Annotated in this window: 9 protein-coding genes and 1 pseudogene; 9 read left to right on the top strand and 1 reads right to left on the bottom strand. The window is 53.3% G+C overall.

What is annotated here, in order from left to right:
• Positions 1-47: 47 nt before the first annotated feature.
• The 4 genes and pseudogenes from NNL21_RS03410 to NNL21_RS03395 all read left to right on the top strand — a co-directional run bounded on the left by NNL21_RS03410 (position 48) and on the right by NNL21_RS03395 (position 4,895).
• Positions 48-1,490, top strand: coding sequence for a bifunctional 2-methylcitrate dehydratase/aconitate hydratase (locus NNL21_RS03410; RefSeq protein WP_204816036.1), 1,443 nt, complete (start codon positions 48-50; stop codon positions 1,488-1,490).
• 60 nt (positions 1,491-1,550) lie between these two features.
• A pseudogene (locus NNL21_RS03405) lies at positions 1,551-2,555 on the top strand (thiamine pyrophosphate-dependent dehydrogenase E1 component subunit alpha); the annotation flags it as partial.
• Positions 2,538-3,467: a 2-oxo acid dehydrogenase subunit E2 gene (locus tag NNL21_RS36445; protein ID WP_256555091.1), complete on the top strand. Its 930-nt coding sequence runs from the start codon at positions 2,538-2,540 to the stop codon at positions 3,465-3,467. The pseudogene NNL21_RS03405 and the gene NNL21_RS36445, both read left to right, overlap by 18 nt.
• A 183-nt stretch (positions 3,468-3,650) precedes the next feature.
• A complete protein-coding gene (locus NNL21_RS03395; protein ID WP_309145300.1) occupies positions 3,651-4,895 on the top strand; it encodes a DegT/DnrJ/EryC1/StrS family aminotransferase in 1,245 nt (414 codons plus the stop codon).
• Between the two features lie 43 nt (positions 4,896-4,938).
• On the opposite strand, the gene NNL21_RS03390 is transcribed toward NNL21_RS03395, so the two are convergent.
• The gene (locus NNL21_RS03390; RefSeq protein ID WP_204816034.1) at positions 4,939-6,333 is read right to left on the bottom strand and encodes an extracellular solute-binding protein; all 1,395 of its coding nucleotides are present in this window, start codon (positions 6,331-6,333) and stop codon (positions 4,939-4,941) included.
• Between the two features lie 154 nt (positions 6,334-6,487).
• Between NNL21_RS03390 and NNL21_RS03385 the strand changes: the two genes are divergently transcribed.
• The 5 genes from NNL21_RS03385 (at position 6,488) to NNL21_RS03365 (ending at position 14,475) form a co-directional block, all read left to right on the top strand.
• Positions 6,488-8,194 carry a polysaccharide deacetylase family protein gene (locus NNL21_RS03385; protein ID WP_204816033.1) on the top strand — a complete coding sequence of 569 codons (1,707 nt, stop codon included), beginning with the start codon at positions 6,488-6,490 and terminating at the stop codon, positions 8,192-8,194.
• A gap of 85 nt (positions 8,195-8,279) precedes the next feature.
• A complete protein-coding gene (locus tag NNL21_RS03380) occupies positions 8,280-9,560 on the top strand; it encodes a DegT/DnrJ/EryC1/StrS family aminotransferase (RefSeq protein WP_204816032.1) in 1,281 nt (426 codons plus the stop codon).
• Between the two features lie 106 nt (positions 9,561-9,666).
• Entirely contained in the window at positions 9,667-11,388 is a 1,722-nt protein-coding gene (locus NNL21_RS03375; RefSeq protein WP_204816031.1) for a cache domain-containing sensor histidine kinase, read from the top strand.
• Positions 11,381-12,973 (top strand): response regulator, encoded by a 1,593-nt coding sequence (locus NNL21_RS03370; protein ID WP_204816030.1) that lies wholly within the window; start codon positions 11,381-11,383, stop codon positions 12,971-12,973. Before NNL21_RS03375 ends, NNL21_RS03370 begins: the two co-directional genes overlap by 8 nt.
• 188 nt (positions 12,974-13,161) lie before the next feature.
• Positions 13,162-14,475, top strand: coding sequence for an ABC transporter substrate-binding protein (locus NNL21_RS03365; RefSeq protein ID WP_204816029.1), 1,314 nt, complete (start codon positions 13,162-13,164; stop codon positions 14,473-14,475).
• Positions 14,476-14,504: the final 29 nt, after the last annotated feature.

Below are 14,504 nucleotides of genomic sequence, written 5' to 3'. Positions count from 1 at the left end.
TGGATTGCCAGCTAAGCCGCCCATTACGCTAGGAAGGAGATTCCCCTATGACTTTGCGCGTGAGCAACGACAGGCCGGAACCCGATCAGCTGCTCGATGATATTGCCGAATACGTCGTACATGGTGAAGTCGTAAGCATGGAAGCCTATGAAACGGCGCGTCTATGCTTGATGGACACGATTGGGTGCGGGCTTCTGGCGCTTCGCTATCCGGAATGCGCGAAGCATATCGGGCCGATCGTGCTCGGAACCATCGTACCGAACGGAGCGCGCATTCCCGGGACAATGATTCAGACCGATCCGGTTACCGCCGCCTTCAGCATCGGCTGCATGATACGCTGGCTTGATTATAATGATACTTGGCTGGCCGCAGAGTGGGGTCATCCTTCGGATAATTTAGGCGGCATTCTTGCGGCAGCCGATTATGTAAGCAGGAAGAGCATCGCTGAAGGGAAGCCCCCTTTGACCATGCGGGATGTACTTACGGCCATGATCAAGGCTCATGAAATTCAAGGTGTCCTTGCACTTGAGAACAGCTTTAATCGCGTTGGACTGGATCATGTCATACTCGTGAAGGTCGCCACGAGCGCCGTGGTTGCCCATATGCTCGGAGGCACGAAGAATGAAATCATGAATGCTGTTTCGAACGCTTGGCTCGATGGCCATCCGCTTCGAACTTACCGCCATGCTCCCAATACGGGTCCTCGCAAGTCTTGGGCTGCTGGTGATGCGACAAGCAGAGGGGTGAGGCTAGCTCTGATGGCGATCAAGGGGGAAGCCGGCTATCCATCGGCCTTAAGCACGCCGGGATGGGGCTTCTATGATGTGCTCTTCCATGGGAAACCACTTACATTAAACCGTTCATTCGGAAGCTACGTGATGGAGAATGTCCTATTCAAGGTATCGTTTCCTGCGGAGTTTCATGCTCAGACGGCTGTTGAGTGCGCCATGCAGCTTCATCCGTTCGTTAAGGACCGGCTGGAGGATATCGACCATATCAAGCTCACGACGCATGAGTCTGCACTGCGGATCATCGATAAGACGGGACCGCTTCATAATCCGGCGGACCGCGATCATTGTCTGCAGTATATGGTAGCCATCGCGCTCCTGTATGGGACGTTGACCGCCGATCATTATGAGGATACCGCCGCGAAGGATCCTCGTATCGATGCACTTAGACAGCGTATGGTCACCATAGAGGAGAAGCGTTACTCTCTCGATTACCTGGATGAGTCGAAACGCTCCATTGCGAATGCGGTTCAAGTCTTGTTCAAGGATCACACGGCAACCGATCCAATTGAAGTTGAATATCCGATCGGTCATCGACGTAGACGCGCTGAAGCCCTGCCGCTTCTGCAGCAGAAATTTGAATCGAATGTAATGAGCCGCTTGCCGGCCAAACAAGCAGAGGAAATATTCAAGCTCATGAGCAGCGGGGAGCGGCTGTCACAGACGCCGGTTCAAGCATTTACCGATCTGTTTGCCATATAAGCTGATGCCTCTGATTCTTTCGGCTTCTCATCCAGATCGAAGTGAAGGTGGGGATTCCCCATGTCGGACCAGACGAATCTCCCGAAGCACCGGCTGCTCGGGTTAACGGACGACCAAGCGTTAGAGATGTACCGCTGCATGCTGCTCGCCAGAAAATTCGACGAGCGGCTGCTCCTGCTGCAGCGAGCGGGAAAGATCGTCTTCCATGTGTCCGGGATCGGACAGGAGGCGGCTCAAACGGCTGCAGCCTTTGCCTTGGGGCAAGAGCTCCATTACTATTTGCCTTACTATCGCGACTACGCATTCGTATTAGCCGTTGGGATGACTACGAAGGAGCTCATACTCTCCGCCTTTGCGAAAGCAGAGGATCCGAACAGCGGGGGAAGGCAAATGACCGGACACTTCGGAAGCAAACGGCTCCGGATCGTGACCGGCTCAAGTCCGGTGGGCACCCAATTGCCTCATGCAGCTGGAATCGCCTTGTCGATGAAGATCAAACAGCAGGATCGCCTTTCCTTTGTTACCTTCGGGGAAGGCGCCAGCAGCCAGGGGGATGTCCACGAGGCGTTTAATTTTGCAGGGATTTATCGTCTTCCGGTCTTATTCATGTGTGAGAACAATCAATATTCGATCTCCATACCTGCCCATAAGCAGGTCTCCGGAAGTGTTGCCGGGCGTGCGTCCGGATACGGATTTCCGGGTATTCTCGTCGACGGCAGCGATGCGCTGGACGTCTACCGTGTAACAAAGGAGGCCAAGAAGCGCGCTCTGGAGGGCGGGGGGCCAACGCTCATTGAAGCGAAGATGTACCGGTTATCACCACATTCTACGTCAGATGACGATTTGGCATACCGATCTAAGGAAGAAGTGGAGCGGAATAAGAAGAATGATGGGATACAGAAGTTTCGCAGCTACTTAATGGAATGTGGAATTCTTAACGAGGAGCAGGAGCTTCTGCTGCATGATGCCATTAAGAACGAGCTCAATGAGTCGACCCGTTATGCAGAGCAGGCCGCATATCCGAAGCCTGAGGATGCGCTTCTTCATGTGTATGACAGCAAGGAAGCTCTCCCGAAGCCGAGCGGCACCATCATCCAGGAGGTCGGGAACGCACAGAACCGGATTCCGTATTACTCGCCCTCTGTTATGCATCTAGCGGCGAAGCATGGTATTGATTTGCGGGCGGTTAAGGGGAGCGGACTGTACGGCCGGATCACGAGAAAGGATGTGCTGGATCTGATCCGGCAGCGCGAAGCCGGGAAGATTCCAGCAGATTCGGGAAGCTTGATGAAGGCTGCCGAAGCGGATCTGGGGTCATCCTCTCAGCCGGGGTTTCACAATCCTCAGGTGCCATCGGGAAATCCGGCTGCAACTATGCTGATCGAAGCAGATGTTACCAATCTGGTGCAGCTGCTTCGTGGGATGGAAGAGACCTTCTGGCAGAAAGAGCGGGTGAAGCTTTCCCAAGTTCCGTTCTACCTGAAGGCGATCGTGAATGGCTTGAAAGAATATCCGGCGATGAATGCCGTCTGGGAATCCGGTATGATCGCGATTAAGAAGGATATTCATATTACGATAACGGCAGATAGCGGGGTCACCTCTCTCATCGAGCATGCGGACGGCATGAGCATTGCCGGCTTCGCGTTCAAGCTTGGGCGGCAAGCGGCGAATGGGAGAAGGAACGATGTTCCGCAACCGGCAGCGGTTGCGGGAGGAACCTTCGCGTTCCAAGCTGCGGGTCCTTCCGGGCCGGTCATTGCACATCCGGCTATGCAGGAGCCGCAATCGGCCCTTCTGTTCATTGGCACGGTTGTTCAAAGGCCGGTTATCAAGAATGATATGATTGGCGGGCGGTTTATCGTCAACCTCTGTTTATCGACGAATCATCACATGCACGATCCGCCGGTTTGCGTTTCTTTTCTGAACAGCGTCAAGCATACACTAGAGAATTATGACATGAATACGTTGATCTACTAGGAAGATACCAGGAATCCCTTTGCCGCCTCGCAAGAGAAGCGCACAGGGATTCTTCCTGTTTAATTAGAGGTTGAATTATGCGGCGGAACGGTGCGGTAGAAACATTTCTCTGTTCAGATCATCGATTACATAATATAATACAAGTTAGATACAAGTATTTGCAATCTCAAGGAGGTATTGACGGTGGAGGAGAGCTTGCTTGCGATGTATGGAGGACCGAAGAGTAAAACAATCCCCTTCGGGACCGGTCAACGATTCGGCGATGAAGAGCTGAAGGAGCTGAAGGAAGCGCTTGAACAGAACACGCTGTTCTATCATTACGGTCAGAAGGTGAAGACCTTCCTGTCCCGCTTCAATGATCTGTACGGGGTACGCTATAGTGTCGCGGCATCCTCGGGAACCGCTGCAATTCATATTGCCCTCGGTGCGGCGGGGATCAGCGTCGGCGACGAAGTCATCACAAGTCCGATCACAGATCAAGGAACGGTCGTTGGCATCCTGTACCAGAACGCGATCCCGGTCTTCGCCGATCTGGATCCGCACACGTATAACATGGATCCAGCTTCCATCGAATCGCGGATCACCGCGCGGACGAAAGCGATTATTGCGGTTCATTTGGCCGGAAATCCTTGCGAGATGGATGCCATTATGGCGATCGCCCGCAAACACGGCTTGAAGGTGATCGAGGATTGCGCGCAAAGCTATATGTGCCGTTATAAAGGTAGGCTGGCCGGTACGATCGGGGATTACGGCTGTTTCAGCACGAATGACTTCAAGCATATCTCGACCGGCGACGGAGGCATTGTGACGGTGAATTCCGGCAATGAAGCCGACTATCACACCGTTCATGCCTTTGCGGACAAAAATTATCGGCGTCTCGGTCTTGAAGTCATTCGCGATCTGCATGGTCTTGCGCCCAATTACCGGATGACCGAGCTTCAAGGCGCAGTCGGAATCGCACAGCTGCGCAAGCTGCCCGCGATTTGCGAATCGCGAAGCAGGCATGGACAGCGGCTGACGGAGGCAATAGAAGGCTTGAGAGGTATCGCCGCCCCAAGAGTCCATCTTGGAAACGAGAGCTCTTACTGGTTCTATATGCTGCGTGTGGATGAAGGAAGTCTCGGCGCGCCCAGGGAGCTATTTTGCCAGGCGCTGGCAGCAGAAGGTATTCCCAATGTTCCCGGTTACATACCGGAGGTCGTATACATGCAGCCCATGTTCCAGAGGCGGGAAGCCTATGCCGGCTCGAATTTCCCGTTCGACCTTACTGGCGTTACCTATGAAAGCGGGATATGCCCGAATGCGGAGGAGATTCTTCGGACGGCGGTTCGGATCTCCATCAACGAATTTTATACCGATCAGGATATAGATGAAGTCGGCTCGGCGATCCGGAAGGTCGCGAATCACTTTCATAACCGGCAAACATAAATAAGGCAGCGAAGAGTTTCTTCGCTGCCTTGCATAAGCCGAGCTATGCAGAAGAGGGGTCTTGATCATGAAGCAGGCCTAGAATTCGGTCCGTCGTCGCTTCGGCGGACTCCAGTCCAAGCCAGAACAAGCCCATCTCGGCATGCATGTCATCCATAAGGCTGGGAGCTGCGAATACCTCAGATAAGAAATGGCTGTTCTCGATTCTGTCGTTGACGATATTCAGCGAGTCGAGTGCAGGTTTGTCCCAGAGGCTCTCGTTGACCGATTGCTGGACGGACAGGAAGTACCGGTCCCGGCTTATCGCGGCTTGAATTGAATCGCCGAGTGTAAATTCGAGAAACTGGAGCGCCAGCTCCCTATCGCTGCATGCCGCGGGAAGCATGAAGGCGTTCGCGATGAGCAGCGTCGATTGATGGTCTCCGAAGGGGAGCGCAGCAACCTGAGGCTCGAAACCCAATCCTTCATTCCGCCAACCGGCCAGCTCGATGGAGGTGGTGAGAACCATGCCGGCCTTCCCGTGAACGAATGCCTCCGACGAATGCCGGTGCATGGGAGAGAGCTTGGCAATCCGGTAACGATACAGGAGATCATGAAGAAAGTTCAATGTGCTCAAGATAGCTTGACGGTCTGTCGGGCCGTCAAAACGGACGCCGTTCTGCAGGGCGAACACGGTCCATCTGCTGAAAGCCGAGGACATGGAAAGCCCATACTGGTCCGTGATCCCGTCTCCGTCGGTATCGACGGTCAGCCTCTGGGCGGTACGGATGAAATCCTCCTTGGTCCATCCAGGCTTCGGTAAGGCTATCCCGCACTTCTCGAACAGCCCGGGGTTGTAAGCCAAATATACGGGCGAGAACGTAACCGGAGCGGCGAGAACCGATTCCTCGCGGCGGAAGGCGCTCATGATCCGGGGATACTGCTTGGCAAAGCTGCTTGCGAGCGGTTCGCGCAAATCGACGAACGACTCGGGATGGTGGATTTCCAAGCATTGCCGGTCTGCTAAGAAGATAAGATCCGGTTGAAGCCCAAGCTCGATGCTTGCCTGGACGGAATCCCAGAAATCATAAGCAGGCAAGCTCAAATACTTGACCTCAACCTGCGGATTCTCCCGGTGGAAGGCATCGATCATCATCTGCATGCAGTGGTCCGCAAAGTATGAAGGGGCCGTGCCTACAATGCGAAGCGTTCGGCGCGGATTATCCGGAACGACGACATCCGGGGAGACAATCGTACCCTGTCCCATCTTCTTCACGATGAGCCCTTCCTTCAACAGCTCGTCGAGCGATTTGCGGACGGAGGTGCGGCTCACGCCGTAATGCTTGCACAGCTCATTCTCGGATAATAAATACTGGCCGGGCTTGATGTAGCCTGACAAGATTTGTTCACGCAAGATGTTCGCCAATTTGGAATAACGAAATTCATTCTCTCTTCTCATCCATCATTCATCCATTCGTTGCTAGTATAAGAAAGCGCAGGTTCACGACTAGACTTATTATATAGCAGGAAGATGGACTGTGAAAGTACAAGTACGATACCTATAGCAGAAGCCCGATGTAACGATACCCGAATATGAAAGGACGACAGATGATATGAGAATGGCTCGCGTTGGTGTCATACTGGACCGCCGGGTTGCCGAGCGCCGCTGGCAATACGGATTGAACTCTTTTGCTTACTATATGGAGGAAGTGCTGCAGCATGCGGGTATTCCGTTCGAACGCATGGATGAGATCGAATCACTTCCGGAGCAAGCGTATGATTTGGTGATCGCGGCTCTCGTCCCAGACGATGCGGCCTCAGCTTCCCTGCTGAGATCCTATATGGAGCAAGGGGGGACGGTAATCGCCTGCTCGGGATTGAATGTGCTGGCCGCTGGACTTGGGGCGGTACCGCTCCCCCCAACAGGTCCAGGCTATGCGTTTTTTGAGAAGGGGGACCTTACGTCAATCCGTTATTCAAGGGCTTATCCATGGCAGGTGGGAACGGATAACGAGCATGTCGCTGACGAAACCGGCGTTCTGCGGAAGGAACGGCCAGACGGTACCGTCCATGGGGCGGCCAAACAGACGTTTCGGATCGGCAAGGGACTGCTGGAGCGCTGGGCGATTGATCTGTGCAGCACGATCGTCGAATTACAGCAGGGCACAGGCCCTGTACTGGGCGACGGAGAGCCGGCTCCGGACGGTTCCGCTGCTATCAACGAGGGAATCTTGAAGGCAGACGACCGGATGGCGGTGGATTGGGGACATGATCGGCTGTTGACGGAAACAGGCCAGCCTTACATTGCGTATCCATATGCCGATTATTGGAGGGAGCTGTTTATCGGACACCTGCTGCAAGCGGCTCTGGATAAGGGGCTTGCGCTGCCGGTAGTCGGTTTATGGCCGGAGGGTGTCGAGCGGGTCGCCATGATTTCCCATGACAGCGACCTTAATGAAGACATCCATGCCGAATCTACGCTGAAGCTCCTTGCCGAATGCGGAATCCATTCGACCTGGTGCATGATCGAGCCCGGTTATTCTGCGGCTATCTATGACCAAGTGAAAGAAGCCGGTCATGAGCTGGCTTTTCATTATAACGCACTCGACGAGCAGGGTGGAAAATGGGAGGAGAATGAATTCGATCGGCAGCTTGCCTGGTTGAAAGAAGCCGCAGCACTCGAGACCGTCGCCTCGAATAAAAATCATTACACGCGATTCGAGGGATGGGGGGAGCTGTTCGCGTGGTGCGAGAAGGGCGGCATCCAGAGCGACCAGACGCGAGGGCCAAGCAAGAAGGGGAATGTCGGATTCTTATTCGGAACCTGTCACCCCTTCTTCCCGATTGCATGGTCAGGGGATCGGAACCGGATGTATGACGTACTCGAGATCGGATTCTTGACACAGGATCTCGACCTCGCTTCGTATTGGGCGGATAGCAGCATTATCAAGCCTTTCTTGGATGGTGTGGCCCGAGTGAACGGGGTGGCCCACTTTCTGTTTCATCAGGTTCATATTCATAATTCGGAGACCGTGCGTGCTGCTTTCCGCCGGGTGGTGGAGGAAGCGCAAGACCGTGGCTTCGTCTTCTGGACAGGACAGCAGATCAATAACTGGGAGCGGGTGCGGCGTAACATAGCCCTGTGCCCTTCAGATGACCGGGGCAATCCGATTATGCTGACCGGTGAGGCACCGGAAGGAGCTGTGATCTGGATTCCGGTTCCGGAGTCGTACACACAACTGGAAGGCGAAGAGCTCGCGGTTCACTATGGTGTGACATGCCGCAAATTATCGGCGGCAAAGCTGGCTAACCCTGTCTAAAGCAGCTTCAGGATGACTAGAAACGCGCATGTGCAAGGGAGCATGACGACCCTTGCCCATGGCGAAACAAAGGAGAATGCTAGCAATGAACAAACTGGCAATTGACGGGGGCACCCCCGCTCGCAGCGTTCCTTTGCCGCCGAACTATCCCGGTGCAACCGTAATGGGCGTGGAAGAAGCCGATCGGGCCGGGATAACGCTAAAGGCCCAATCGCCGTTCCGATATTACGGCCCTCATCCTCAGAACGCGGTGCGGCAGCTGGAAGAGCTGATGGCAAGGGATCTCGGCGTACCGTACACACTCGGCGTATCTTCTTGTACGGCCGCCCTCGTGGTCGCGCTCAAAGCGCTTGGAATTGGCTACGGCGATAAAGTTATCGTTCCGGCCAATACGTTTCTGGCTACGCCCGGCGCGGTCGTAGCAAGCCATGCCGTACCGGTCTTTGTCGATGTCGACGATACCTTGAATATGAATCCAGACGATCTGGAGCGGATCATGGACGACGAAGTGAAAGCCATTATCACGGTACCGATCCTGGGCAGCCCGGTTGATTTGGATCCCATTCTTGCCTTCGCAAAGCAACGCGGAATCGCGGTCATTGAAGATGTGGCGCAATCCCTTGGCACGACTTACAAAGGCCGTTATGCCGGGACGCTCGGGGATATTGGCGTATACAGCTTCCAGATGAACAAAATATTAACCGCTGGTGAAGGGGGCGCGGTGGTAACAAGCGATCCGGTCCTATTCGATCGTGCCGTTCGTTACCATGACCAAGGGATTTTTCGCGATAAGGATCGTTATGGAATGGAGTCTCCCGAGGAGACGCATGCCTTTCTTGGACAAAATTACCGGATGAGCGACCTGAGCGGAGCCGTTCTCGTCGAACAGTGGAATAAGCTGGAGGGCGTCATTACCCGCATGAGGGAGCGGTGTAGAGCGATTCGATCCATGCTGTCCGCCGAGCTGCCCGACCTGCGGTTTCGCAGATCAAGCGATCCTGATGGCGATATCGGCTCGAATCTGGGGATGTTCCTGCCAAGCGCCGCTGTGGCTGAACGATTCATTCAGGCACTGAATGCGGAGAACATCGGCACTTATCTGCTCTATGGGGGCCGTCCGGTCTATATGCTTCCGCAAATATTTCACCAGAAAACAGTCGATAAAACGGGCTTCCCCTTCGATTATCCCTTCCGCAATCCGGTCGTTTATACGGCGGATATGTGCCCGACCGCCGTCGATCTCATGCCGCGGACCGTTTACTTGCCTGTCAGTCCGGTGCTGACGGATCAGGATGTGACGGAGATCGTAGACGGAATTGTAAAGGTATGGAAATCCATTAACTCCGTTATGAATAGGGCCGATTAAGTCACCGTTCAATCGCCGCCGCCACTCTGGTAATTTATCAGATGGCGGCGGCGATTTGTGTTAGAATGGGAAAAACCTCATTCGGCTGAAAAAGGAATGCACATCGATGATCAAACGGATATCCTCAATCTGGCGCAAGCTGCGCCTGCCGTATAAGCTGGGGCTTGTCTATACGCCGCTTATTCTGCTGCCTGCACTCGCAGGAATTTACTATGTCACCGACAGCTATACCTCCGCCTCCAAAATGAGAACGGCTGAATATGCGACAGATCTGCTCAGTCTAATGGGGCAGAAGATCAATGACCGCATGAGCAGCTATCAGCAGCTAAGCAAACAAATCATGACCGATGGCGATCTTATACGGGCCATTCAAGCCGATCCCGTCTCCAGTTACGACAGATTCCAGCTCGAGGGCATTATTAACGAGAAGCTGAATGTCTTATGGCTGGGTGCCGACCAGAACGAATATATCCGCTCCATCATGGTTGAAACCCCGAAGAGCTTGTTTACTTACGGCAAGTCGGCCTACGGCGATTATGGCGTGAACCATTCCGAATATCGCAGCCAGGTCGGCGATATGAAAGGGGCTGCGCGGTGGTTCGAGCCGGAGACATATGGTGACGGTTACATTGAATTTCAGGCCTTCCGGCTAGGGCGGACCATCCGGGATTCCAAGCTGAATGAACTTGGCACGCTTACGATCGTGATTCAGGTGGAAGCGTTTACGGATATTTTCAACCAAACGAGATTCCAAGAGGATGCCGCGCTCAAGCTGCTCGCGAAGGACGGCGGCGTTCTGATTGATAACGGCGTCGTGATCGCCCCCGAGGAGAAGCAGCTGCTGACCTTCTCGGAGGATAAGCTGCAGAATGGATGGACATTGTCAGCCCAGCTGCCGCTCAAGCAGCTGTACGAGCCGATCTATAATAATGTGCGGCTAGCCGTCTATTTTGTCCTGGTCTGCATCCTGCTCGGGCTCATCGTGACCCACCTGCTGGCACTGGACCTGGTTATTCCGATCCGCCGTTTGATGGTGAATATGAAATTGGGCATCAGGGGTGTCCGTCCCGGGCAATTGAAGCACCTCAAGGGGGCTGTGGAAGTGGTGGAGATGAACGACACGTTCATCTCTGTCATGTATGAAATCGAGCATCTGATCGATCAGGTCGCCAAGCAGGAGAAGAAGAAGAAGGATGCGGAAATCCGGGTGCTTCAGAATCAATTGTCCCCGCATTTTTTATATAATACATTGAATTCGATTCGTTGGATGGCCATGATTCAAAAGCAGGATAACATCAAAGAGATGGTGGATTCGCTCAATCAGCTTCTGACTTATGCGCTTCGCAGGTCGGGTGATCCGGTCACGCTGGCAGACGAAATCGCCATGCTATCCAATTACGTGGCGATTCAGAAGGTGCGCTATCAGCATTTTGGATTCACGACATCTATTCCAGCTTCTTTAGAGAAGGCGCTTGTGTTGAAATTTTTACTGCAGCCTTTGATCGAGAACGCCTTGATTCATGGTTTGTCTCCATCCGAGCATCCCGGCGAAATTATCGTCGAAGCCTGGGAAGAAGACGAGAAATTGATGGTCATGGTCAGCGATAACGGAATTGGAATGACACCGGAACGATTGAAAGAAATGACGAACGGCTTGATGAATCCGGATCAGCACTTTGGACTTCACAGCGTTCATGAGCGTATTCAGCTTCATTATGGACCCCAATATGGTCTAATCATACAGAGTGATGCAAACGAGGGTACACGAATTACAGTGAAGGTCCCGCTGATTCGGGCAGATGACAACGGGGGAGAACAGCATGCGTAAAGTAATGATCGTCGATGACGAATCGCTGGTCCGTATCGGGCTTCAGTCCATTATCGAATGGGAGCTGCGCGGCTATCATATTGCCGGCGTATTCAAGAGCGGGGAGGAAGCGGTAGCCGCGGCGCGGCAGCAGGCCTTCGATGTGGTGCTGACGGATATTCGGATGCCCGGCATGGATGGACTGGCATTAATCAGGGAGCTGAAGCTCATCGATCCTCAGCTCAAATTCATTATTCTCAGCAGCTATAACGATTTCGATTATATGCGGCAAGCGATTCAATTGGGCGTGAAGGACTACATCTCTAAGTATGAAATGGAACCGGAGGAGCTGCTTCGGGTACTCGATTCCCTTCAATTCACAGAACCATCCGCAGCTTCAGGCGATCAGAACGAAAAGCAGGATCAGGTGCGGGAGGAGGCTGAGCGGCTGCTGGAAGAGAAGCAGCAGCTGCTCAAGCAGACAGCCGGGGAACGGCTCTTCCGGGCCGCATCGGACTATCCCGCCATTAGCGGCCGATTCGACCGGTGGGGCGATACCGTGCGCTGGATATGTCTTCGTCCCATTCCAAGAGATGTCCTGTATTCACAAGCCGAACTGAAGGCCATGGCCCTGCAGGCAGAAGAGATATTCCGCCGCTTGAAGCATATGGAGTTTATCGGAGAGGACTCCGGTTTCATTCATGGCATATGCGTGGTATCGGCTGCGGATTCGTTAAAGGAAGGCCTGTGGGGATTGCAGCAAATGGCGGAGGAATTGAAAGCGGCTTGGGCCAAAAATTTGAACATCGGGCTTATTGCGGGTATTAGCTCCAGCGCGCCTTTTACCCGAATGGGGCAATTAAGGCATGAGGCGGAGGAAGCGGCTTCGCTATCTTTCTATCATGGAGCCGGCATCTATGTCAGAGAAGAGTATGATCTCGGAATAATTGCCGAGCAGGAATGGCTGGAATGGTATAAACGCATCAAGAACCGCATTCAATATTTGAATTTCACCGAATTAACCGATGAGCTCGAAGCTCGATTAGAAGATCCGGGAACCCGCTGGTACCCTTCCGAGTGGCTTCGTGTGGGCGAAACCGTGGCTGTTCAGCTGACGGATCTGCTTATCGAGCGATATGATCTGGACATCGACCAGATCAGGAGCCGCTTCGGTTCCTTATGGCCGCTGCCGGAGGCCATGAAGCGGGTCCGCAGCCATCACGAATTTATGGCGGTTATATATGACATGACCGCAAAGACCCAGGATACGATCGCGTCGATTCAGACAAGCCGAGGTTGGGTGCTCGTCGTCAAGAAGTATGTGGAGAGCTTCTATGGGGAGCCGATCCGCTTGGAGGAGATGGCGGAGAAGGTGAACTTCAGCGCCAATCATTTCAGCCAACGCTTCCGCCAGGAAACCGGTGAATCGTTCTCGGATTATGTCGTGCGGATTCGGATTCGCGAAGCGATACGCATGTATCGCGAGACGGATTATTCAACGGAGGAAATCGCCGCCCGGGTCGGTTATACCAATCCGAATTATTTCATTAAGGTATTCAAGAAAGCAACGGGACAAACGGTCAAGCAATTCAAGCAGCGCTTCTAGGCCGTAAGTAATGGAATCAAGATCGTAGGATATGGAACATAGGACGGAAGACAGCGATGTCTTCCGTTTCTTTTGGCATCTTCTTCATTTCATCCTGCATGGGTCTGCTTCATAATATCGCTTACAATAGAAATTGATCGCGATCGTAAGAAGCTAGTTAACAACCGAGAATATTGGAGGGGTTATAAGTGAAGCTACGGAGATTCGTGCTTGTGCTGGCGCTTGTCGCCATGTTCGGAGCACTGCTGCAAGGCTGCGGCGGTTACAACAACGGAAACAGCGGCACGAAAGAGCCGGCCGGCACGACGAATAATAAGGGCGAAGAGCCTAGCGACGAGAAAGTCACGCTTAAGGTTTGGGGCGATCTGGGCAACCAGGCAACGCTGGAAGAGTCGTTCAAACAGATAAACGCGGCTTTCCAAGACAAATACCCGAACATCAAACTGGAATACGATTTCGCGCAGAACGATCAAAGCTTGAACGTTGCTCTGCAAGCGAACGAGCTGCCGGATCTGTTCTGGGTACAAGGCGACAAGACATCCAAGATGGCCGAAATGGTTAAGAACGGGTTTCTTAAAGATTTGACGCCGTATAACATGGACCTGTCAAGGTTCGCCGATGCAGAGAAAGCTTACTGCACGATCGACGGCAAGCTATACTGCTCTCTTCCTTCTTTCTTCGATACGAACGTCGTGTATTACAACAAGGACCTGTTCGAGAAGAACGGTGTTCAAGCGCCAGCTAACTGGGATGAATTCGTCCAAGGGCTGGATAAGCTGAAGGCAGCCGGCTTAACGCCGATCGCGCTTGCCGGCAAGAGCGAATGGGATCGTGCATGGCCGATCTTCGCCTTGGCTCCTGCCCTGTCGAATGAAGCGCTTGTAAAAGCTCAGAAAGGCGAAGGCAAATTGACTGATCCAGCGATCGCGCATATGCTGCAAACCTTCCGTGATTTCACGGATAAAGGCTACTTCGGCAAAGACTTCCTGGCACAGGATTATGCTGCAGCACAGCTGGCCTTCACGAACGGCAAAGCTGCTGCCATCATTGACGGTACTTGGGCGAATGCGACTTATGTCGATTCAGGCATGAATCTGGGCCGCTTCCCGATTCCGAACAAAGAAGGCAAGAAGATCGTTCAATCCAGCTACAGCAACTTCATGACGTACGCGATTTCGAATGAATCGAAGCACCCGGATCAAGCGGTCAAATATTTGGAGTTCCTGAACTCGCTGGAAGCTCAACAAATATTGGAAGATTCCGTAGGTCTGGTGCCGACGATTAAAGATATCACGCCTAAAGACGAAGGCATTAAAGAGCTTGCTGTATTCGACGAAGCCGGCGTGAACATCTACTCGGTGCTGACGGCGCTTTCGACGCAAGAATCGAATGCGGCTGACATTCTGATGAAGGATGTTATTCCGAAGCTGATGACTGCAGCCACAACGGGTGAAGAAGCGGCAGCTGTTCTCGACAAAGCGGCCAATTACCCGGCGAAATAAACGACTACAGAATACGAAGAAACGGTCAA

This window comes from Paenibacillus mendelii (assembly GCF_024498075.1).
Taxonomy (GTDB): domain Bacteria; phylum Bacillota; class Bacilli; order Paenibacillales; family Paenibacillaceae; genus Paenibacillus_Z; species Paenibacillus_Z mendelii.
This window is presented reverse-complemented; position numbering and strand designations above follow the sequence as displayed.